Here is a 21,821-nt window from a genome sequence, read left to right on the forward strand (position 1 = left end):
ACCGTGCCCGTCAATTACGACTCCATCCGCACCTCTTCCTGGCAACCCGTCTCGCCGGACAACGGCGTGATCGGCCGCTACCGCGCGCTGCGCTTCCCTGAGAACTGGCGTGACGCGATCCTCGCGCTGTGCAACCTAGGCCGTCCCGAAGGCGCCGAGCTCTACCACACGGTGCCCACTCACCGCTTCGAGCAGGTGCTCCAGGCCTTCGCTCCCGACCTCCTGGTGCTGCCCCGTCCGTCCGAGCACTGGCTGTACGTGCCCGAGGAGGTGATGACCCCACTGCCCGACCCTGTCTTCCGCGCGCTGCTGGACCGCTGGCTGGGAGACCTACGGCCGGAGCCGGGACACCGTGCCTTCCTCAAGGATGTGCGCGCCGAACTGGCGGCGTCCCCGCCCCGCTGGGAACGGGTAGAAGCCGAGCTGCTCCGCTGCCCCACGACCCCGGCCGGCAGCACCGCCGCGCCCCTCGCGCACCAATTTCCGCTCAGCACCGACTGGCTGGCAAGACGCGTCCTGGCCCTCGGCCCCTACGAGCACGGCGCCGGCCGGCTCCATTTCCGCGCCGTGCCCCGCGGTCCTCGCGACAAGGGCGCCGAACTGGTCTCTCAACCTCTTCCGGCACTGTCCGGAACGCGTAACTGGTGGTATTCGGTCGTTCTCAACATCACCCTGCACACCGTTCCCTTCGACCCTCTCCCGCGATTCCACCTGCACTTCGGCATCCGCCGATGGGCGACGCGGGTCAGCTCGGCGACCGGCAGGGTCCACCTGCCGTACCGGCGCAAGACGACTGTGCTGCTGCGGCCGCGGGTGCCATACCTGCCTGGCGCTCCGCTCAGTGAGCGCTACGCGCTGGCCAAAGTGGAACGACGCTGGGACAGGGAGCAGGGAGAGTGGGTCACCGGCTGGGTGAACGGCGGACCGACCGGCATCCTGCGCGGGATCTCGCTGGCCGAGCCCTTCCCCCGTGCGGACGACATCCTCTCCCGTCCAGAGGAATGGCTGGACCAGGGGCTGCGCGCGGGCATCGTGTACAGCACGGCCATGGGCGGCCACCAGGTCAAGGCGGGCCTCATGTCGCATCAGCGCTCTGAGCTCACCGAGTGGGCTGAGCAGGCCCTACCCCCCGAGGTGCGGGCGACGTCCGCAATGGTCCGCACCCGACGAGTGAGGTCCGCCAGGCCCCTCAACGCTCCTCCCACCGGCGTGAAGAAGGACAACAAGCCCGAAGAGGACGCCCGCAGGGCAGGGGAACGGCGGGTATGCGCAGCCTTCGCGATGTCCTTGCTGACCCCGGAGACCGATCCGGGAACGCTTCCCACACTGGAGGCACGGCTTCTCTGGCAGACCCGTGAGCTACGCGAGGCAGCGGTCAAGGCGCTCGTCGAACACCTCGGGCTGAAAGGCGAGGGCGGCGTCTTCACCGAGGCTCAGTACGAGGCCGCATCCCCGGGCGACCCGGTGACGCTTGAGTGGCAGTCCGCCGAGCTCACCGTGCGGCTGCGCTGCGTCAAGCTCACGGCCGGCCTCGGCGAAGGGCTCGCCCTCCCGCCGAAGGGCAAGCCTCGTACCTCGTCGGCGATCGGCGCGGCCGTCCGTGACCGGCGGACCAGCGCCCGCTCCTGGATGGCCGACGACATCACAGGCGCGGCTCCCACGCTGGCGCTGGTGGAGCTCGACCGCAGGGCCGACTTCGAGACCGGTGACCACGACCCCAAGTTCGCGCTCAGGCTCGGCTTCGCGGACGCCGGCGCGGTCACCCAGTTCGTGACGGTACCCAAGAAGGCCGGGCGATACGACTCGGTGAAGACCCTCGATCACCGCGTTTCCATGGCCTGGGACGACGGCCTGCGCCAGCTCGGCATCCGTGTGCACCCTGAGCATGGCCTTGGCGAGAAACTGCCCGTCGGCCTGCGGTACGCCGCGATCTGGCTCGTCAGGAAGAATCGCACGGCACGAAATCGGTGGGCGGCGTACGTCCCGATCGCTGTGCTCGTGACTCCGCAACAATCGGGCAGCGGCATCGCCCGCGTCCAGGGATGGGACCCCGAGGCGAATGCGTGGATCCCGTACCCCGCCTTGCTGCTGAAGCTGACGCGACTCGCCGAGATCACCGTGCCCGGCACCGAGAACGGAGAGAAGGGTAGCTACCGCCGCGCCATGGACAATCAGCGGCGCGACACGGAGGAGTGGCTGCAGAAGATGCTTCGCTCCCTGCGCGGCGCTCCTACACTGCTCCTCACCCACGGGCAGAACGCGCGCTCGCACTGGACATGGCTTCAGGACGGTCACGTGGAACCGGACCGCATCCGCGATGGCCACGCGCCGGCTCGGCGACTGCACCCGAACCTGCGGCTCGTCCGCGTGCGAACCGTGCAGGGCCGAGAAACCCCTCAGTGGTGGGGTGTCAACCCGAAGGACGAGGCGAACGGCCTGCCCTCCCACCTGTGGGTGCCGCCGTGCGACGGCGAGAGCCGCATCTTCTACAGCACCACCCCCAAGCCAGCACAATTCAGAACCTCGGCCATTGAGGCTGACAAACTGGCCCCACGCCGCACCGGCGAGGATCAGGGCAGCGCCAGGATCGACACCAACATTCCTGGTTGGAATCCCGGGCTGGTGGAGATCGCCGTTCTTGGCTGTCACCAGGACGACGGTGACGATCCGGAATCGCTGGCCCTCGCCGTGCATCAGCTGCGTCAGCCGCCGGACTATCCGCAGGCCCTCGCTCTGCCCCTGCCGTTGCATCTGGCGGGGCTCGGCCAGGAATACGTCCTGCCGACGCTCGCGGAGGAGGTCGAGGACGAGGCCTGCGCCGTCGAGGATCTGCAACCATCCGATGCCGGCGTGATCCCCGTCGGTGACGGCACCGCGGACCCGGCCATGGCGGCAGGACTTTTCACGGAACCGGATCCAGAGGAGGACCAGCCAGCGTCATCCCCTGACGTGTGAGGCCATGACGTTCGCGAGACGACCCACGGAAACGGTCTCGCCGTCTACGCCTCCGATGTGGTCACCGCGGCCCTGAACCAGTCGAGCACCGCGACGATCACGTCAAACACCGCGACGCTTGCCAGCTGACTGTTCTTGATGGAGGGATACAGCTCCAGCTTGGCGACCGGAATGTCCACGCCGGGTGCGTCATTGAGCCGCTGCCGAAGCTCCTCCCGCAGTGCCGGGTCGTTGAACGGCTTGCGGTTGCGCAGCAGTCCGAAGGGAATCTCGGCGGTGTTGGCGTAGAAGCGGATGGCGTACAGGGACTGTGCGCCGACCTTGATGATCGGCGCGCAGGAGGCGTTGGCGGACGTACCGTAGTGAAGCTCGCCGCCCCGTGCGCGCCAATGCTCAAGCAGCCGCTGGACTGCGCCGGCCGCCTGCGGCCCGCTCTGATCGTTGAGCTGACGGAGAAAACGCTGTTCCAGCGCCGTCAGTCCTTGCGGCGAAGGGGACTCATCATCGGCTGCCTCGGTCTCGGCCAGGTCCGCGGTGATGGGCAGACCGAGCAGCTCGGCGATGTCACGTACGCTGATGTGCTGGTCCGCGGAGGCGCGTCCGGCTTCGTCGAAGACAAGTCCCTCCGCGCGCAGCACCTCGTGCACGTCTCGATCGTCGTCGGGATCGACCCAGCGGAAACCGTCGGACACCTGTCCCGACTTGGTGAGGACCCGGTGCGCGTTGAACACCGGGACACTCGCCAGATGTACCCCGACGGGCACCGGATGCGAGCCGAGCAGTTCGGCGAGGTCTGAGTAGGAGATCCAGGTGGCCGTCGGCAGAGCGGCCAGAGCACTGTGCAGTTGTGTCCAGTCGCGGGAGGCGGCGCTGCCCCGGCCGGACTCCTCCGGCCCCGGCCAGATGGCGATCGCCCGGTCCGCGAGGCGATCGGCGCGGGCCAGGATCTCGGCCTTCCCCCAGTGTTCACAGGCGGCGATTTCCTGGTTCATCACCAGTCCGCTCTGACCCAGCTGTTTGCGTTTGGTGGCGAAAGAGTTGTTGCTCAATTCGGAGTTGTAGCCGCTGAGCGTGAGGTTGCCCAGAGTATGTACGAGCTGGCGATGCAGCAGATCGGCGTCGCCTCCCCCGGTCGAGAGTTCGCTCAGCCAATCGGCGGTCATGGACTGCGGCAGGACGTGCTCGATGGTGATGCGCTTGTCGGCGAGGTCCACTCGTTCCTTGCTGCCCAGCGACTCCTCGATGCGCCGTAGGACGAGCTTCTGCTGGATCGTGCGTCCCTGCCAGTAGAAGGCGCGGCTGCGGACCTCTTCCCTCAACTGCTCATCCGACGGCCAGTACAGCCTGGCGGGCGAAAGCGCGACCCGAATCATTTGGGGCACCTCCTCCTCGGCCACCAGCTGCACGGCGAGCCGCTGGAAGATGCGGTTGAGGTTGCTTGAGGTGACTCCAGCGATCAGGCGGCGGACCAGGAAACTCTCGACATATGCCAGCGATTCGTCCACCTCCTCATCGCCGATGAGGTCGTCTTCCCGCAACTCCAGCAGGCGCATGACCAGCGGGTAGACCGTGGAAGCCTGCCACTCCTTAAGGAAGCGCAGCCGACCGGCGAACGGCAGGTCGTCCGCGGGAAGGAGGATCTGCTTGAGATGCCTGGCACGCCGGTACAGGTCGCGGGCGTACTCCTCGATGCGGTGTTCGTCCCCGGCGAGCGTCAGGAGAAGCTGCTGGTGCCCCCGGTAGACGGCGTTGTACTGAGCTTCGTCGCCTTCCTTCAATACCAGCACCAGGTACATCAGCTGTTCCATGGCCTTGGCGTCCAGCAGATCCTGGATGGGCTTCCAGTACTCGTCGTAGACGTGCTGACCTCGGGTGGGCAGGCACATGAAGACGTAGTTCCGGATCAGGTCCACCTGGCTGAGCCGCATACCGGTGTTGTTGATCGACTCGAAGATGCGGAAGGCGTTGTCGTCCTTCTCCACCAGGATCTGCACGAGGTTGAGCCGGTCCAGCAGCACCGACTCGACGCGTGCGATGTCGTGCGGGTCGGCTGGATCGTCGAACTCCTTCAGGACCCCGCGGAAGAACTGGTAGGCATTGCCGATCAGGCTGTCGGACTTGCCCTCCAGCGCGCCGTCCACGCAAGCCTTGAAGGCCGTTCGGTCTGCCTGAGTGGGCAGGAGCCGGTAGCGCAGCTCTCCCTGTTGGAATTTGTTGATCAGGTGCAGCTCATTGATGCGTTCCAGAGCTCTGGGCTCCTCGGCGACCAGATGGTCCCGAATCGCGCAGAGTGCCAGCATCAAAGTGGTGAGACGTTGTTGTCCATCCACGATGATCCATTGGGATCGGCTTGGTGCCAGCTCCGGCCCCGGAGCGAGCACCACCGATCCCAGGAAGTGGCTGGGCGCGTCTTGCCGTTGCTCGGCCAGTACGTCGACCTGGGCGATGATGTCGGACCACAGCTGGGTGAGCTGCGGACGTTCCCAGGTGTATTGACGCTGGTAGAGGGGGACCAGTAATTGCTGGTCGCCCTGAATGAGGTTGCGAAGGGTGGTTTCGTTCGCCTTCATGTCGTCCCGTTCGTAGCCCGAGCAATCGGTGCGTTCAAAGACACACAACTTACGACGCACTGCTGTACAGCCGCAAGGTCCGCATTTTCGTGATACACGGCCACGCGACACTGCAGCACGTCCTGCAACTGACATCGGCAGAGATACGCACGATCAGCGTCCGCTTCCACTCACAGGTTGCCCACCGGACAGTGTCGTAGCTGGTCAGGCAGCGCAGCACCCTCTCGTGGTCTCGTGCGGGGTGGTCGCAGGCTACTCAGTGACTGCTCATTTTCATTCGCCGGCATCGCGGCACATGAAGCGCTGCGGCGGCATTACTCCCAAGAGATACCCGCATACTTCACATAACGGCACCAGATAAAGGCAGTGCGGTTCCCCCCATGGACTGGATACAGCGCGACAAACGGCAGCATAGGACTACACAACAGGCATAGAGCCCTGGCTGCAGCCGTACAAATCAAAACCAGGCCACGACAAGTGACAGCCTTGGGCTTCACCGCAGGCAACGGCTTGGCGACTCGCCCGCCTCGGGCTTTCCCAGGTGGCGTTGATCTGTGCGGCCGGTTGCGCCGGCGCATGCATGCCTGCGCCGACGTGGCCATGCCGCCTCGTCGTCCTCGGGTGGTCCACGCACGAACGCATCTACGCCCCCTGCGACATGAACCTTCCACCCTGCGCTTCCATGAACAAGGGAGCCGATCACCGGCGGCGCGATCGCGCACGGGACTCTGCAGTCGGTGTCCGGAATCATTGCCAAAGGCACTGAACCTCAACCGGGTGTGGCCGCAAAGCCCACCGGGCGTCTGCGGCCGATCGCGGCACCCTCGCAGATCTCGCTGTTTGCCTGGTCAGGAGTGGTTCCCGGGCGGTTACTCGGTGCCTTTGAAGTGCCGTCTTCCGCAGGGTCTTCGCGGCGGCGCAAGATGCCCTGGTCACCCAAGTCGTAGGGAGTGCCGTCGATGACCACGTCGTTCGCCGAGATCGAGAGCGAGTTCAACACCTATATCGGTGCCATCCGGTACGCCACGATGGTCACCGTCGACGCCAAGAACCGTCCCCGCACCCGCATCCTCATCCCCGTCTGGGAGAACGTGGACGGCCGGCCGCGCGGCTGGCTGGCCACCTACCGGACGCCGGTCAAGGCGGCCCACCTGGCGGGCAATCCGCACACCTCCTTCTCCTACTGGAAGCCCGGCAACAGCTCGGTCGCCATCGACGCCACGGCCACCTGGGTCGACGACCTGGCGACCAAGCGCCGCGTCTGGGACCTCTACCGGGCGACCAGCCCGCGCGGGGCCGGTTACGACCTCGGGGCCTTCTGGCGGTCGCCCGCCGACCCCGCGCTGCACGTCCTCCGCCTCGAACCCTGGCGCGTCCAGGTGATCCGTGGCACCGATCTCCGCAGCCGCATCTGGACGCCGCCGGAATGACCCGGCCGCGAAAGGCCGCGGGTGGGGCCCGGCCGACGGGATCGCCCGCTCACCGGTCAGTTCTCGTCGGGGAAGACCAGTTCGTCGTGGGTCGCCACGAGTTCGGCGGGCGGCGGTTTGATGTCGATCGGGTCGCCCCAGCCGGAGAACCGCACGTCGGCGGTCGTGACTTGGCGGTCCTTGTCGTTCCAGAGGGAGTCGGGCTCGTCAAAGCGCGTCTGGCACCTGCGGACGAGCTGGTCGGCGCCGAGCCACAGCCGCCACTTCACGGGCAACCTGGCGTAGCTCGCGTACCGTCCTGTGGGCTTCTCCAGGCCGGCCACCCACAGGCGCGGGTTCAGCTTGAACAGTGCGCCGATGGTGGTGCTGCCCTCGTAGAGGGTGGTGCGGGTGCCGTCGTAGACGCCGGCGGGCCTCTTGGCCGTGGTGGTGGCCAGCACGTGCCGGAGGGTGGCGGGATCGCTCAGCCTGATCTTCCCGCAGCCCAGGTGGAGGTCGTTCTTCCCGGTCTGCAGGAGCCACGTCTTCCCCGCGGGCAGGTAGTCAGGCCGGTCGGACTCCCAGCCATAGGCGCGGTCAGGGAAGAAGATGGCCCGGGAGGCGCCGAGGAACGAGGACTTGGGATAGCTGACGTCCGTGGCCGCGACCCGCCCGCCACCGAACTCGTGGACGGCCCGCGATCGGCTGGTCGAACGATCCTTCCTCGGCCCCCAGACGCTCCGGTACACCGAAGTCTCCCGAACCCCGTCATGCCCCAGGAGCTGCCGTTTCAGCGCCTCGACCGGCCCGGGACGGGTGACCGCTTCGGCCCGCGGGCCGAAGATCGAGATCGAGGCCGAGGCCGTCAGCACGAGAGCCGCCCCGATCGTCCATCGCCCCTTGCTCATACGCTCCCCGCTCGGTCGCCTGCCGTCCGGAACGGAGGGCGTGGAAGATGATCGCGCAGGAAGATCTCAACGCCGTCACGACGGACGCCCGAGCCGGGCGTCAGGCCGCCGCGTCGTGGGCGACGGACCTCAGCGCGGGTCCGCAGCGTGGGCGAAGGCCGCGGACCGGTCCCGGAGCAGGGCGGCGAGCTCGGGAGAGTCGACCACCTCGAAGGGCCATCGCAGCCAGAGCAGGCCGCCGGCGAGCACCTCAAGGCGTACGTCCGCGATCCGCCAGTGTGTCGCCGCCTGGCCGGTGGCGGTGGTCGTCGAGGCGAAGTCCGTGGCGAAGCCGCCCATGTACGCCTGCACCTGCTCGATCGGGGCGTGGATGAGGATCGTCGCCGTGTGCCGGCGAGGCGGAGCGCCGAGCCGGCTGGTGACGAACGCGACCGGGTCGCCCCCGGGGACCTCTTCGGGCTCGAAGCGCACGCCCGTCGCCGACGCCGCCGTGATCCGGTCGACGCGCAGCACCCGCCAGCCGCGGTCGAGGTCGCGGCAGACGAGGAACCACCGGGTCTGCCGGGGCACCAGGGCGGCGGGCTCGACGTGGCACGGGGACTCCCGTCCGGTGTCGGCGCCCTCGGTGCTCATCACGCGCAGCCGCACCCGCTCGGCGTCCCGGCACGCCAGCGCCAGGACCGCCAGCACGCCGGCGTTCAGCGGCGCCGGATAGGCGCCGGCCACGGCGTTCGGCGTGCTGCCGAAGGCGACCGAGGAGCGCAGCGCCCGCACCCGCCGGCGCACCGCCGGCGGCATCACCTGCTCCATCTTGGCCAGGGCGGTGAGCGCCACCTCGCCGCCGCCGGCCGCGCCGCCGGCGGCCGACGAGGCGAGGGCGGCGGCCACGGCGAGCGCCTCGTCCGGGGTGAACACCAGGGGCGGCAGGTCGCTGCCCGTGGACAGCCGGTAGCCGCCGTCGGGGCCGCGGCGCGCCTCGACGTGGTAGCCGAGGCGCCGCAGCCGCTCGACGTCCCGCCGGAGGGTGCGGCCGTCGACGCCGAGGCGGCCGGCGAGCTCGCCGCCGCTCCAGGACCGGCGGGCCTGCAGCAGCTCCAGCAGGCGCAGCGCCCGCCCGGTCGTGGTCTGGTCCGGCATACCCGCCGAGCCTAGTAGAAGTGGACAGGAAATGACCTAAAAGCTCCCTAGGTTGGAGTTCGGGCCGGATGGACCGGCACCGCTTCCCCTGAGGTGAGTCATCTTGAGCATCCTTGTCACCGGCGCGACCGGCGCCGTCGGCCGTCACCTCGTCACGACCCTGCTCGCCCGCGGCGCCGCCGTGCGCGCGCTGAGCCGCAAGCCCGATGACGCGGGCCTGCCGGCCGGGGTCGAGGTCGTGGCCGGCGACCTGGCCGACGCCGCCACGCTCGGGCCGGAGGTGTTCGCCGGCGTCGATCGCGCCTTCGTCTTCCCCGCCGAGGGTGTGGAGGCGTTCGTCGCCGCGGCCACCGCCCGCGGCGTCCACCGCTTCACCGTGTTGTCCTCCCTCGCCGCCGCGAAGGAGTTCCGGCGCGACCACGGCTCGGCGAGCCAGCTCCACCACACGGCGGTCGAGTCCGCCGTGACCTCCCGCGCCGGCGCCTGGACGATCCTGCGTCCCGGCACGTTCGCCGGCAACCTGCTCTCCTGGGCCTGGCAGATCCGCTCCGGCGCACCGATCCGGGCGCCCTACCTCGCGTCGGCGCAGGCCCCGATCCACGAGTACGACATCGCCGAGGCCGCCGCCGAGACCCTGCTCTCCGACGATCACCTCGAAGCGGCGATCCCGCTCACCGGCCCGCAGGCCCTGACCCGCGCCGAGCAGGTGGCGATCATCGGCGAGACCCTGGGCGTGGAGATCCCGCTGGTGGAGATCACGCCGGCGGAGTTCCGCGCGGAGACCGGGCGGTTCGTTCCCGAGGCCGTGCTGAAGATGCTGCTCGACTACTGGCACGACACCCTCACCGTGCCCGACGTCCCGCGTCCGGTGACCGCGGTGACCGGACGGCCGGGCCGCACGCTCGCCGAGTGGGTCGCCGACCACCGCGCGGACTTCACGGCCGGCTGACCCTCACGCCGGCGGTGCGGGATCGTCGAAGATCATGGTGTGGCCGAGCGGCCAGCCGGGGTCGCCGGTGCGGGCGAAGCGCACCCAGGCGGCGTGCATCGCGTCGGCCAGCGCCTGCGGCGCGCCCGGTCCCGCCGTGCGGGCGACGCCGGGCGCGTCCAGCACGTCGAAGACGAAGGGCAGGTCGAGGTTGTGCACCGCGCCCACGCGTCCGCCGCCGGCCGGGCTCTCGACCGGCGACTCCCAGCGGAACTCGTAGCCGTAGGCGGGCCTGGCCTCGCGGATCCAGCACGTCTCGCGGGTGAACAGGTGCCGGGTGACGGCGCGTCCGACCCGCTCGGCCGGGGTGAGGCCGGGTTCGTCCACCTGGACGCCGAGGTGGTCGAGCGCCGCCCGCGCGGCGGCCTCGTCGAGCCCGGCGGCCATGCCCCTGACGAACACGTCTGCCTCCTGGGACGTGCAGCCGACCAGCAGCGGAAGGCGCCCGCCCGCGCCCGCGCGCAGGGCGTCCAGCGGGACGGCCGGGATCAGGTCGCCGTCGACGACCGGCTTGACCGGCACCGAGTCGTTCAGCCCGCCGGAGCCGCCGGTCAGCGGCGGCGGCTGTGCCGCGACGAGCGCCTCGGGGGGCAGCGCGGCGAAGGACGACCTGGTCGGGGCGATCCCGAGGCGGGCGGCGAGCGCCCTGGCGTGGTCGCGGGCCTCCTGCTCGCCGGCGACCAGGGTGGCCGAGCCGCTCATCACGATCGCGCGCCGGAACAGCCCTTCGGCGCGCGGCATGGTGAGCAGGGTCGCGACGGCCGCGGCGCCCGCCGACTGCCCGGCGACCGTCACGTTGCCGGGGTCGCCGCCGAAGGCCGCGACGTTGTCGCGCACCCACTCCAGCGCGGCCAGCCAGTCGAGCACGCCCCGGTTGAGCGGGGCGTCGTCCAGGGCGAGGAAGCCCTCGAAGCCGAGCCGGTAGTTGACGGCCACGCACACCACGCCGTCGCGGGCGAAGCGGTGGCCCTGGTGCCAGGCCGCCCCGTTGCCGCCGATGGAGAACGCGCCGCCGTGGATCCAGACCAGGACGGGCAGCCCCGTCTCGCCGGCGCCGGGGGTGCGCACGTCGAGGTTGAGGCAGTCCTCGCCGGTCTCGAAGACGTCGGGCGCGTACAGGCCGATGTCCGCGCCGGCCGCCTGCGGGGCGGCGGGGCCGCGCGTGACGGCGGGCCGCACGCCGTCCCACGGCGGCGGCGGGACGGGCGCGCCGAAGCGGTGCTCGCCGAAGGGCGGGGCGGCGTACGGCACGCCGAGGAAGGCCAGCCCGCCCTCCTCGGCCCTGCCCTCGACCAGCCCGGACGTGGTACGGACGATCACGCGCGACGCCATCCGGCCGTCCCTTCGACGATTCTGACGGCCGCCCGGGTGAGCGGTTCGAGGCCGTCCTCGTACACCTTGTCGAGGGTGTCGGCCGAGTCGAACAGGTACATGGGGGCCGACAGGAAGTGCACCAGCGGCACCCCTTCAGGGTGGAAGAAGGCCCCGTCGGTGGGCGGCATCGGGGAGAAGGCGTCCGGCGGCAGCACGAACGAGCGTCTCAGGTCCTCCGCGACGAGGGCCGCCGCCACCAGGCTCTCCAGCTCCGGCTTCCGGGTGGTGAACCACCAGCCGGGTTCGGGGTCGCCGGTGGGGACCAGCTCGCCGTCCACGGCCACGCACCGGCGGGCGGCGTGCTCCAGGTGGAGCTGGAGCACGACGTCGCCGAGCAGGCCGCGGTGCTCTTCGATGAAGGCCCGGGTGCCGGCTGCGTGCGCCATGTGCCCCGCGGTCAGCAGGAAGAGCAGGTTGTGCGGCCGGTCCCGCTCGGGCACGGCCGCCCAGTACCGGGCGGCGGCCAGCACCAGCGCGATCCCCGAGGCGTCCTCGACGGCCGAGGCCCAGGGCGCGTCGTGGTGCGAGCCGATGATCACCCACTGGTCGGAGCGGCCGGGCAGCGTGCCGATCACGTTGTGCGAGACGGCCGGGCCGGTCTCCGACTCGACGGTGAGCGTGCCCGTGCAGGGGCCCGCGTCGACCAGGTCGAGCACCCGCCGCGAGTCGCCGCCCGACAACCAGACGGCCGGCAGGTCGCGGTGCACGGCGTCGTAGGGCACGTAGTAGTCGCGGGTCTCCCACGGCACGCCGGTCAGCGCGCCCGCGAACGCGGCGGCGCCGCCGTCGATCACGCCGTGGAGCACGTCGAGGTGGTCGAGCTGGAACGGCAGCGTCTGGACCAGGTCGTCGAAGACGCCCTCGGGGTCGTGCACGGCCGTCGCCAGGTCCCTGACGTAGGACTGCGGCAGCTCGGTGAAGGCGTACTCGGGCACGACGATCGCGCCCGGCACGACCTCGCGGCTGACCGGCGCGGTCACGGTCGCCTTCGGCGTGGTGTACGGCAGCGCGGACGCCGCCACCCGCACGACCCTCGACGGGTCGGCGTCCAGGCGCACCACCAGGGACGCCGTCACCGGCCGCCAGACGGGCAGCTCGACCGGCGCGAGCCGTACGTCGCGCAGCCCGAACTCGGCGAGGCGCTCGGCGGCCCATGCGGCGGTCCAGTCGTCGGCCGGGTAGCCGGGCCGCCGGACGCCGCGCGCGGTGACGGTCTCGATCCACTCCATCATCCGGGCGGCGCCGGGGATCAGGTCCGGGATCATCGTTTCACGCCTCCGAAGGTGAGCCCCGCCACGTAGTAGCGCTGCAGCGCGACCATGAGAATGAACGGCGGCACGGCGGTGACCAGCGCCGCGGTGGTGGTCAGGTGGTAGGTGACGCCGACCTCGCTCTGGAAGTTGGCCAGCCCCACCGGCAGCGGCCACAGCTCCTGCTCGTTGGCCACGATCAGCGGCCACAGCAGGTTGTCCCACTGCGCCAGGAAGTGCACGAGGAACAGGGTGATGAGCGCGGGCCGCAGCAGCGGCACGGCGATGCGCGCGAAGATGCGGAACTCCCCCGCGCCGTCGACCCGCGCGGCCAGCAGCAGCTCCTTCGGGATGCCGAGGGCGAACTGGCGCACCAGGAAGACGCCGAACGCGCTGATCATGCCCGGCACCATCATGCCCTGGAACGTGTTGACCCAGCCGAGCTCCTTCACGATGAGGAAGACCGGGATGACCATGACCATCGGGGTGAGCGCGAGCGTGCCGACCACCAGCGCGAACAGGACGCGGCGGCCGGGGAAGGACAGGTGGGCCATCGCGTGCCCGGCGGCGGCCGAGAAGAGCACGTCCAGGACGCCGGTGCCGACGCACAGGATCAGGCTGTTGCGCAGGTACGTGGGCAGGTTGCCCGCGCCGAACAGCACGCCGATGTTCTCGGGCAGGTGGAAGCCGTTGAAGACCAGCCCGCGCAGGTCGGTGTCGTCCGGCGCCGAGGCGACGACGACCATGGCGTAGACCGGCAGCAGCATGAACCCGACCGCGACGATCAGCCAGACGGCGCGCAGCACCTTCATTCGTCGCCGCCCTTCAGGAACGCGAACTGCAGCGCCGAGACGATCACCATGGCGACGAGCAGCACCATGCCCATGGCGGCGGCGTAGCCCATGTGCTCGTAGGGGAAGGCGTTGGCCCAGATGTAGTACGGCAGCACCTGGGTGGCGTCGGCGGGCCCGCCGCCGGTGAGCAGGAAGGCGGGCACGAACGCCTGCATCGATCCGGCGACCGAGATGACCAGGACGAACAGCAGCGTCCTGCGCAGCAGCGGGAGCGTGATGCGGGTGAACGTGGTGACCGGCCCGGAGCCGTCGATGGCGGCGGCCTCGTACACCTCGCCGGGCAGCGCCTGCAGCCCGGCGGTCAGGATGATCACGAACAGCCCCATGCTCTTCCAGACCACCATCACGACCAGGGCCCAGATGGCCAGGCCGGAGCTGGTCAGCCAGGACTGCGGCGGGATCCCGGCCAGGCCGAGGAGGGTGTTGGCCAGGCCGCGGTCGGAGTAGATGATCACCCAGACCATGGACGTGGCGGCGAGCGGCATCACGGCCGGGATCATGACGAGCGCCCTGAGCCAGCGGTTGAGCCGCCCCGGCCTGCTCAGCGGCACGGCCACCAGCAGGGCCAGCACGATCGTCGGGACGACCGTGCACACCGTGTAGACGACGGTGATCCACGCCGAGTTGAGGAAGCCGGGATCGGCGAACATGCGCTCGTAGTTGGCCAGGCCGATCCAGTTGGGCGTCCCGGCCATCTCGTAGTCGGTGAAGCTGAGATAGATCGCCGACAGGAACGGGACCAGCCAGAACACCACGAAGAAGACGGCCACCGGCAGGGTCAGCGCCACGCCCGCCGTGGCCTGGGGCCGGGCCCTGACCCTGCCGAGCACGCTCACCGGACCGTGCGGACGGGCTCCGACTCCGCCGAGCACGCTCACAGGACCGGTCGCACGGTGGCGTCGAAGGTCGCCGCGGCCTGGGCCGGGGTGGCCTTGCCGTGGGCGACGGAGTCCACGGCGCCGGACGCGGCCTTGGCCAGTTCGAGCGCGCCGGGGATGATCGGGCCGAAGTCGACGTGCGGCAGGCTGTCGGCGACGATCTCCATGATCTCGGACTTGCCGCGCGGCCCGGCCTCGCGCCAGCCCTTGGTCGGGATGATGATGCCGTTGTCGAGGTTGGCGGCCACCGACGGGGCGCCCTGGAGGTAGTTGACCAGGTGCCAGGCGGTGAACTGGTTGGGCGAGTCCTTGGCCACGCCCCAGCCCCACGTGTAGGCGGGGACGACGGACGGCCCGCCGTCCCAGGTGGGCATGGGGGCGACGCCGTACTGCTTGCCGAAGGTGAGCTTGTCCTTGCCCAGCTTCTCCAGCGCGGGGCCGAGGAAGGCGCCGCTGACGACCATGGCCGCCTGGCCGGAGTAGAACAGGCCGAGCGCGCCCAGCGGGTTGGAGAGCTTGGGGTTGCCGATGCCCGACATGTACGTCAGGGCGGCGATGCCCTGCTCGGTGGCCAGCGACGCCTTGCCGCCGCCCGCCGCGACGAGCTCGCCGCCCTTGCCGCGGACGAGGGCGGTCAGCGTCATGAGGGCCCACTGCGGATCGCCGTAGAGCCACTGCAGGCCGACCCGCGCCCGGTCGGACGAGGTCAGCTTGGCGCTGTACTCGGCGACCTCCTCCCAGGTCGCCGGGGGCTTGTCGGGGTCGAGCCCGGCCTGCTCGAACCGGTCCTTGCGGTAGTAGAGCAGGCAGGGGTTGAAGTCGATGGGCACGCCGTAGGGCACGTCCTGGTAGGTGAGCGGGGCGGTCGTGCCCGGCTCGTAGTTCGCCAGGGGCAGGGCCTTGGTGTCGACGGGGGCGAGCCGCTGCTTCTTGGCGTGGGCGGGGAAGCTCCAGTGGCCGATCTTGAAGACGTCGGGCGGGGCGCCGCCGCTGAAGGCGGTCAGCAGTTTGGCGTCGAGCTGGCCCACGGGCAGGTAGAGCAGCTTGACGTCCACCTTGAACTCGGCGATGTAGCGGTGCACGAGCTCCTGGAACTGCTGTCCGGTGTCCTGCGAGCCGTGCAGCCAGACGGTGACCTCGCCGTGCGGCCCGGCGGCCGCGGCCTGCTGCCGGGGCTGGTCCTTGCCGCATCCGGCGAGCAGGGTGAGCGCGCCGGCGGCGAGGAGCCCGCGCCGCGTCAGATCCGCCATGGTGGTTCTCCTAGGTGAGGTTCTTGAGCGCCTGGTTCTGCCAGGCGGTGTTGGTGGGGAGCTCGGGGGCGCCGCCGGCGAACGCCCCGCGGGCCTGGGCGTCGGCCTGGAGCCGGTACCTCAGCCAGGCGGTCACGTAGCCGAGGAAGGCCCCGCCGGTGTTCTGGATGTCGTTGTGTCCCGCGCCCTTGAGCAGCGCCCGGCCCGCTCCGGCGGTGGCCTGGTCGTAGTAGCCCTGCACGGTCGCGGCCGAGGAGATCAGCCAGTCGTCGGCGCCGCTGAGGAAGAGCACCGGGCAGGTCAGGGCGGCCACCGAGAACTCGTCCCCGGGGCTGGCCATCCACTGCGCGGGCACGGCGATCGGCACGACGGTCTTGATCAGCCCGGCGGAGTGGTTGGCCGCGTTGACGACCCCGCCCGCGCCCTGGGAGTGGCCGACGGCGCCGACCTGGGCGGTGTTCAGCTTGCCGTGGAAGACGCTGGCGGGGTCGGCGTCCAGGCCCACGAGGTGCTGGGCGGCGGCGAGGATCTCGGCGCCGGTGCCCGTGGTGGTGTCGGTGGAGGCGACCACCGCGAAGCCCCAGGAGGCCAGGTGGTTGAGCAGCCCCGGATAGTTGTCGGGGGTGGCCCACGAGCCGTTGCCCCACGTGACGATCGGGTGGGTGACGCCGCCCGCGCCGAGGTTGGAGGGGTAGTAGAGCCGGTGGCCGCCCGAGGTGCCGGTGGCGACCGGCCACGGACCCGTCGCCTTGTAGATGGTCTCGATGGTGGAGGCGGCGTCGGCCGCGGTGGTCCACGACAGGAATCCGGCCGACACGAGGCCGAGCGCCCCTGCCCGCAACGCCTGCCGACGAGTGATGTTCTCCATGGTCACCTCGTGGGATATTTGGAGACGTGAACGTCTCCTAAGAGAGGGAAGTACGATCGGTGAGCGATGTCAAGAGATGAACAGAAGGAAGTTCCGGCGGTTCGGCCGCTTCCCCGGGGCCGGCACGGGCTCTCCCCCGACACGGTGCGCGAGTCGCAGCGCGACCGCCTCGTGGAGGCCATGCTGCGGCTGGTCGCCAGGCGCGGCTACGCCGCCACGAGCGTGCCCGACGTGATCGCCGCCGCGCGGGTCTCGCGCAACGCCTTCTACGCCCAGTTCGCCGACAAGGAGGCGTGCTTCCTCGCCGGCTGCGAGCGCGACCTGCCCGAGATGATCGCCTCGATCCGGACGGCCGCGTCGGAGGCGGGCGACCGCTGGCGCACGGCGCTGCGGCTGGGCCTGGCCGCCTACCTGCGGTGGTGGCAGGAGCGCCCGGAGTACGCGCAGGCGTACTTCGTGGAGTTGCCGAGGGCGGGCGAGCGGGCCGTCGAGCAGCGTGACACCGCCTACCGGCCCTTTCTGGACATGCTGGCGGCGCTGGCCGCGCGGGCCAGGCTGGAGGACCCCTCGCTGCCGCCGCTGCGCGCCGCGATCCCCCGGCTGATCGTCTACGGCACCACCGAGTTCATCGCCTCGGAGGTGCGCGCGGGCCGCGCCGCCAGGCTGACGTCGTCGGCGGGCGACCTCTACCACTACGCGGTCGCCCTGCTCGCCGGCCCCGATCACGGCATCGGGACCACCCCTTCCGCCTGAACCCGCCAGCCCTCGGGGAAGCAGCCCGACGCCGCCATGTGGGCGACGGCGGCCAGCAGGCCGCCGTTGCCCGGCAGGTAGAGGGGCAGCAGGCCGGGCCACTGGTGGTTGTGGCCGCTGGGCAGGTACGTGTTCTTCGGGGCGTCCATCAGCAGCGCGTCCACGGCGGTGCCGGGCTCGCCGAGCCGGGCCGCGCACATGGCGAGCATCGGGAAGTCCCAGCCCCAGGCGCTGTCCCAGTCCCAGTCGGCGAGCACGTCGTGCAGGGTGGCCCGCATGGTCTCGGGGTCGATCAGCGGGGTGGGCGGCACGAACCCGAGCGCGCCGGTCATCGAGGGATGGTCGGTCCTGACCGTGTACGGCTCCACGCCGATGGCCGCGTACACGCCGTCGCGCACCAGCGGCCGGGCCAGGCCGTCCAGCACCCGCGCCCACTCCGGGTCGGGATCGAGGCCGAGCAGGCCCCGCCACCGCTGGGCCGTCGCCAGCCCCCACCACCAGTAGGCCAGCTCGAACGCGGGATCGCGCACCGTCCTCCTGGACTCGTGGTAGGACTCCTGCGCCGGCACCACCGGCGGCCCCAGGTGCCCGCCGGCCGCGAAGGAGGCCATGAACTCGGCCGTCTCGAACACCAGGTCCCGGTACTCCTCCAGCGCCCCCGGACGGATCCGGCGGAGCAGCTCGGCGAAGGAGATCAGGTGCGGCTGCTGCCAGACGATGAAGGCGCCGATCTCGCTCGGGCTCTCCCTGCCCTCCGGCCCCACCTGCTTGGGCCAGCGGGCGCCGCGGAACCCCTGCCGCGCGGCCGTGGCCCTGGCCCGCGGCAGGATCGAGCGGTACCACGGCAGGCTCCGCTCCAGCAGCTCCGGCCGGCCCCACAGGGCGAAGTGGGCGGCGTGCCACCAGTGCATCTCCAGGTGGAACTTGCCGCTCCAGGAGTTGACCGCCAGCCCAGTCTCCTGCGGCGGGGTGGTGCCCGCGCAGTTGACCGCGGTGAGGTACTGCGAGAGCACGACCCGGCGTTCGAGCTCGGGCGCCCGCGGGTCGGCGCTGCCCTCGAAGCTGACCGCGCCGCCGCGCGTCCAGAACCGCTCCCAGTGGGCGGCGGCGGCCGTACGGACCTGGGAGAAGGACGGCAGGCCGGCGCCGACGGGATGCCGGGCGAACTCGACGACGAGCTCCAGCTCCTCGCCCTGGATCAGGTACACGTGGGGGGCGGGCGAGGTGAACCGCGCCGCTCCCGTCCACTCGGCGGCCACGTGGTAGCCGTCCTGGTCCAGGACGCGGGTGAAGTCGCAGCGCGAGCCGCGCCGCGCGCACGTGGTGGTGTGCCGGTCGGGGCTGTCCCAGTCGGCAGTGGTGTGCCAGCCGTCGCTGGCGTAGGGGAAGGCGATCCTGACGCCCGTGCCGCCGGTGACGCGGACGGCCAGCAGGTCGCGCTCGGGATGACAGACCGTCTCCACCTCGTGCGGCCGGCCGTCCAGCTCGAAGGAGCTGGACAGCGTGCCGGTCCACAGGTCGAGGGTCTGCGCCGACCGGCCGAGCGGGGCGTCCTCGCCGGCGTCGAGGCCGATCCGGCCGAGGTGCAGGCGGTGCGGGTTGACGTGCAGCCAGCCGCCCGCCTCGGTGGCCGGATACAGGTCGGGGTAGCCGACGCCGTCGTAGTCGGTGAGCGCGTCCTCCAGCACGTGGCCCTTGGGGTTGGGCATCGTGTGCCAGCCCCACTGCGCCTGCGTGCCGAGCGGCGCGAACGTCTGGAGCCCGGTGGCGTCGGCGGTGAAGGCGAACTCGCCGTTGCCGACGGTGAGCGGGCACCCGGCGTCGGCGACGTTGTGCCGGCGCACGAGTGCCCTTCGGTCTATGCTCACGCACACCCCGGCGTGCCGGAGGCCCGCTGCTGGCGCATGGTCGTCACGTCGCCCGCGACGGCCGACTGGGCCATCGGGCCGAGGTCGAGCACGACGTCGGTGAAGGCGAGCGACGCCTTGCGCATCACCGGCAGGTCGATCGCCTCGGCGCCGAACTGCGGCGAGAACAGCGTCTTGGGCGCGGCGATGGGCGCGATGACGGGCAGCAGGTGCTGGTTGTACGGCGTGCCCTCGCCGCCGAAGCTGCAGTGGTGCGGCACGGTGGCCAGGTCGGCCGCCGACAGGCCCTTGAGGATCGCGGTGCGCCGCACGTCCCAGTACTCGATGTGGCCCTTGACCAGCTCGCGCAGCGGCGTGCTCTCGCTGACGGGGACCCACAGCAGCTCGGTGAGGGTGGGGCTGGCGACGAGCTGCTTGCCCGGCAGGCCGTTCGGCCTGGCGACCGCGTCGTAGCGCTTGGCGCCGAGGTGTTCGAGCACGACGACGGAGGAGACCTTGCCCTGGTCGTACTCGGCGTCGAGCTGGGCGGCGAGCTGACCGGCGCCGCCCTCGCGGACGTCGGGACCGGTCAGGTGCTGGTAGAGGTGGCCGGTCACGAACGCGAACTGCACGGTCCGCGGACGGCACTCCACCGGCAGCGTCGACAGGTAACGGGCCATCTCGATCATGGTGAGCGGGCCGTTGTCCCACACCGGGCTCATGCCGTCGGTGTGGCTCTCCACGACGATCTTCTGGGCGCTCCCGCCGGGCAGCGTGGCGAGCAGGGTGCGGGTCGTCGTCGGCGTCCAGGCGGCGTTCACCGTCAGCGACGCCTGGACCGGCTGCCCGGCGGCCAGCGCGTCCTTGATCTGCTTGCCCTGGTCGGCGCCGACGTACGCGCCGGGCACGCCGTACGGCAGGCCCTCGTAGGGGGCGTACATGTCCTTGATCTGGGCGTGCGGGAGCTGGCTGACCTCGATCACGCCCAGCGCGCCCGCGGCGGCGGCCGCCTTGAGGTCGGCGTCGGCCGCGGCCGGGGCCTCCATCGACTCCGAGCCGAGCAGGTTGATCGTCATGCCCGGGTCGTACATGGAGTAGCCGAGGGTGGGCGGATAGAACAGCAGGTTGGGCACGCTGGTCCAGGGCAGGTCCCGGACGACGATCTTCCCGGCGGCGTTGGCGGCGGTGATGTTCGTCCCCGCGGCCAGGTGCACGAGCGGCGCCGAGACGCCGCCCGCGCCGGTGGAGGAGGAGAACGGCACGGGCGCCGCGACCTGCACGGACGTGCCGCCGACGGTCAGCCCGGTGCCGAGGTTGTCCCAGCGGTCGATGGCGTAGGGCAGGGAGGAGAGCTGGAGGCCGGGGATGGCCGCCATCTCCTCCTCCAGCCAGTCGACGTAGCCGGCGTGCGCGGCCGAGCCGGTCGGCCTGGGCCCGAACGTTCCCTGCCGGGTGGCCAGGGCGCTCAGCCGGGCCTCGGAGGCGAACGCGGCCGGGTCCACCCTGACCGGGCAGACCGTGGCGGACGCCTGGGCCAGGGCCGGTTGCGCGGGCGCGACCAGCGGGAGGAGAAGGGCGAGGAGAGCGAGTCGTCTCACGTGGGGGGTCCTTCCATCGAATCGTTTTAATGCATGGCCCGCGACAGTCCCCCGAGGCGCGGCCGAGTTCTCAGCGGCGGGGCGGCCCGGTGGTGCCGCGGACGATCAGCGTGGGCGACACCGACGACGCCACCGACCGGGTGCGTCCTTCGATGCGCTCGACGAGCAGGCGCGCGGCGGTCGCCCCGATCACCCGTCCGTCCTGGTCGACGCTGGTGAGCGAGATGCGCTTGAGCGAGGCGATGCCGATGTTGTCGTAACCGGCGACGGAGAGGTCCTCCGGCACCGACAAGCCGGCCTCGTCGGCGGCGCGCAGGACGCCGAGCGCCGCGATGTCGGCCCCGGCGAAGATCGCGGTGGGCCGGTCGTCGCGGGCGAGCAGTTCCCGTGCGCCCTCGTAGCCGCCCTCCTCGGTGAAGGAGGTGGCCAGCACGTCGTCGGCGAGCCCGTGGACGCGCATCGCCTGGCGGTAGCCTTCGGCGCGCACCATGTGCGGCAGTCCCTGGGCGCGGGCCCGCTCCAGGTGGGTGATGTGCGCGATGCGGGTGTGCCCGAGCCCGACCAGGTGGTCGACCACGAGCCGGGCCCCCATCACGTCGTCGTCGACGACCGCGTCGTGGTCCGCGGCGCCGCCGTGCCTGCCCACCACGACGACCGGGACGGCCGCCGCGATGGCGGCGAGTTCGGCGTCCGTCATGACCGGCGAGATCAGGATGAGCCCGTCCATGCTCCGGTCGATCATGGCGTCGGTCATCCTGGCCTGCGTCTTGGGCTCGATACCGCCGGGCCCGAGCAGCACCTGGTACTCGGTGTCGCCCAGCCGGCCGGTGATGCCCTCGATGATGTCGGGGAAGAACGGGTTGCGGGTGTCGGAGAGCATGACGCCGAGGGTGTAGGTGCGTCCGCGCAGGGCGCGGGCCGCGGCGTGCGGGCGGTAGCCCAGCTCGTCGATGGCCTGCCGCACCTTGGCCTGCATCTCCGCGCTCACGCCGTACGCGCCGCGCACCACCTTCGACACGGCGGCCGTGGAGACCCCGGCCCGCCTGGCCACATCGGCGATCGTCACCCGTCCGCTCGTCACACGCCATCCTTTTGGGTTCTCGTAGAACGAACTACACACTTTGCTGGAAGCAGAGGCTAGCCCGCCACCACTCCTCAGGTCCACCCCTTGACGGAGGTTTC

General features: G+C 70.9%; 16 protein-coding genes. 4 read left to right on the top strand and 12 right to left on the bottom strand.

Annotated features, from left to right (window positions below):
* The first annotated feature begins 3 nt into the window (after positions 1-3).
* Positions 4-2,955 (top strand): pPIWI_RE module domain-containing protein, encoded by a 2,952-nt coding sequence (locus ACIBK9_RS50475; RefSeq protein ID WP_397166470.1) that lies wholly within the window; start codon positions 4-6, stop codon positions 2,953-2,955.
* A 44-nt stretch (positions 2,956-2,999) separates the two neighbouring features.
* On the opposite strand, the gene ACIBK9_RS50480 is transcribed toward ACIBK9_RS50475, so the two are convergent.
* The gene (locus ACIBK9_RS50480; protein WP_397166472.1) at positions 3,000-5,525 is read right to left on the bottom strand and encodes a DUF262 domain-containing protein; all 2,526 of its coding nucleotides are present in this window, start codon (positions 5,523-5,525) and stop codon (positions 3,000-3,002) included.
* Between the two features lie 959 nt (positions 5,526-6,484).
* Here ACIBK9_RS50480 and ACIBK9_RS50485 point away from each other — a divergent pair.
* Positions 6,485-6,955, top strand: coding sequence for a pyridoxamine 5'-phosphate oxidase family protein (locus ACIBK9_RS50485; RefSeq protein WP_397166473.1), 471 nt, complete (start codon positions 6,485-6,487; stop codon positions 6,953-6,955).
* Between the two features lie 56 nt (positions 6,956-7,011).
* Here ACIBK9_RS50485 and ACIBK9_RS50490 read toward each other — a convergent pair whose 3' ends face one another.
* Both ACIBK9_RS50490 and ACIBK9_RS50495 read right to left on the bottom strand, forming a co-directional pair.
* A complete protein-coding gene (locus ACIBK9_RS50490) occupies positions 7,012-7,842 on the bottom strand; it encodes a hypothetical protein (RefSeq protein WP_397166475.1) in 831 nt (276 codons plus the stop codon).
* Between the two features lie 129 nt (positions 7,843-7,971).
* Entirely contained in the window at positions 7,972-8,979 is a 1,008-nt protein-coding gene (locus tag ACIBK9_RS50495) for a helix-turn-helix transcriptional regulator (RefSeq protein WP_397166477.1), read from the bottom strand.
* Positions 8,980-9,082: 103 nt separating this feature from the next.
* Here ACIBK9_RS50495 and ACIBK9_RS50500 point away from each other — a divergent pair, with 103 nt between their 5' ends.
* A complete protein-coding gene (locus ACIBK9_RS50500) occupies positions 9,083-9,928 on the top strand; it encodes an NAD(P)H-binding protein (RefSeq protein ID WP_397166479.1) in 846 nt (281 codons plus the stop codon).
* A 3-nt stretch (positions 9,929-9,931) separates the two neighbouring features.
* On the opposite strand, the gene ACIBK9_RS50505 is transcribed toward ACIBK9_RS50500, so the two are convergent.
* The 6 genes from ACIBK9_RS50505 to ACIBK9_RS50530 are packed head-to-tail and all read right to left on the bottom strand — an operon-like array spanning position 9,932 to position 16,441.
* Positions 9,932-11,299 (bottom strand): carboxylesterase/lipase family protein, encoded by a 1,368-nt coding sequence (locus ACIBK9_RS50505; RefSeq protein ID WP_397166481.1) that lies wholly within the window; start codon positions 11,297-11,299, stop codon positions 9,932-9,934.
* A complete protein-coding gene (locus ACIBK9_RS50510; RefSeq protein WP_397166483.1) occupies positions 11,284-12,606 on the bottom strand; it encodes a M28 family metallopeptidase in 1,323 nt (440 codons plus the stop codon). The genes ACIBK9_RS50505 and ACIBK9_RS50510 overlap by 16 nt, the downstream gene beginning before the upstream one ends.
* Positions 12,603-13,403 carry a carbohydrate ABC transporter permease gene (locus ACIBK9_RS50515; protein WP_397166485.1) on the bottom strand — a complete coding sequence of 267 codons (801 nt, stop codon included), beginning with the start codon at positions 13,401-13,403 and terminating at the stop codon, positions 12,603-12,605. Before ACIBK9_RS50515 ends, ACIBK9_RS50510 begins: the two co-directional genes overlap by 4 nt.
* Positions 13,400-14,317: a sugar ABC transporter permease gene (locus tag ACIBK9_RS50520; protein ID WP_358298176.1), complete on the bottom strand. Its 918-nt coding sequence runs from the start codon at positions 14,315-14,317 to the stop codon at positions 13,400-13,402. Before ACIBK9_RS50520 ends, ACIBK9_RS50515 begins: the two co-directional genes overlap by 4 nt.
* Positions 14,318-14,319: 2 nt before the next feature.
* Positions 14,320-15,573 carry an ABC transporter substrate-binding protein gene (locus tag ACIBK9_RS50525; protein ID WP_397166486.1) on the bottom strand — a complete coding sequence of 418 codons (1,254 nt, stop codon included), beginning with the start codon at positions 15,571-15,573 and terminating at the stop codon, positions 14,320-14,322.
* 10 nt (positions 15,574-15,583) lie between these two features.
* The gene (locus tag ACIBK9_RS50530) at positions 15,584-16,441 is read right to left on the bottom strand and encodes an alpha/beta hydrolase (protein ID WP_397166488.1); all 858 of its coding nucleotides are present in this window, start codon (positions 16,439-16,441) and stop codon (positions 15,584-15,586) included.
* A gap of 66 nt (positions 16,442-16,507) precedes the next feature.
* Here ACIBK9_RS50530 and ACIBK9_RS50535 point away from each other — a divergent pair, with 66 nt between their 5' ends.
* Entirely contained in the window at positions 16,508-17,194 is a 687-nt protein-coding gene (locus tag ACIBK9_RS50535) for a TetR/AcrR family transcriptional regulator (RefSeq protein WP_397166489.1), read from the top strand.
* On the opposite strand, the gene ACIBK9_RS50540 is transcribed toward ACIBK9_RS50535, so the two are convergent.
* The 3 genes from ACIBK9_RS50540 to ACIBK9_RS50550 form a co-directional block, all read right to left on the bottom strand.
* A complete protein-coding gene (locus ACIBK9_RS50540) occupies positions 17,164-19,062 on the bottom strand; it encodes a hypothetical protein (RefSeq protein WP_397166491.1) in 1,899 nt (632 codons plus the stop codon). The genes ACIBK9_RS50535 and ACIBK9_RS50540 overlap by 31 nt on opposite strands.
* Positions 19,059-20,639 (bottom strand): hypothetical protein, encoded by a 1,581-nt coding sequence (locus tag ACIBK9_RS50545; protein ID WP_358298186.1) that lies wholly within the window; start codon positions 20,637-20,639, stop codon positions 19,059-19,061. Before ACIBK9_RS50545 ends, ACIBK9_RS50540 begins: the two co-directional genes overlap by 4 nt.
* A 70-nt stretch (positions 20,640-20,709) precedes the next feature.
* A complete protein-coding gene (locus tag ACIBK9_RS50550) occupies positions 20,710-21,720 on the bottom strand; it encodes a LacI family DNA-binding transcriptional regulator (RefSeq protein ID WP_397166493.1) in 1,011 nt (336 codons plus the stop codon).
* Positions 21,721-21,821 lie beyond the last annotated feature (101 nt).

The sequence above is a fragment of the Nonomuraea sp. NPDC050227 genome, from assembly GCF_044459705.1.
In the GTDB taxonomy this organism is placed as follows: Bacteria; Actinomycetota; Actinomycetes; order Streptosporangiales; family Streptosporangiaceae; genus Nonomuraea.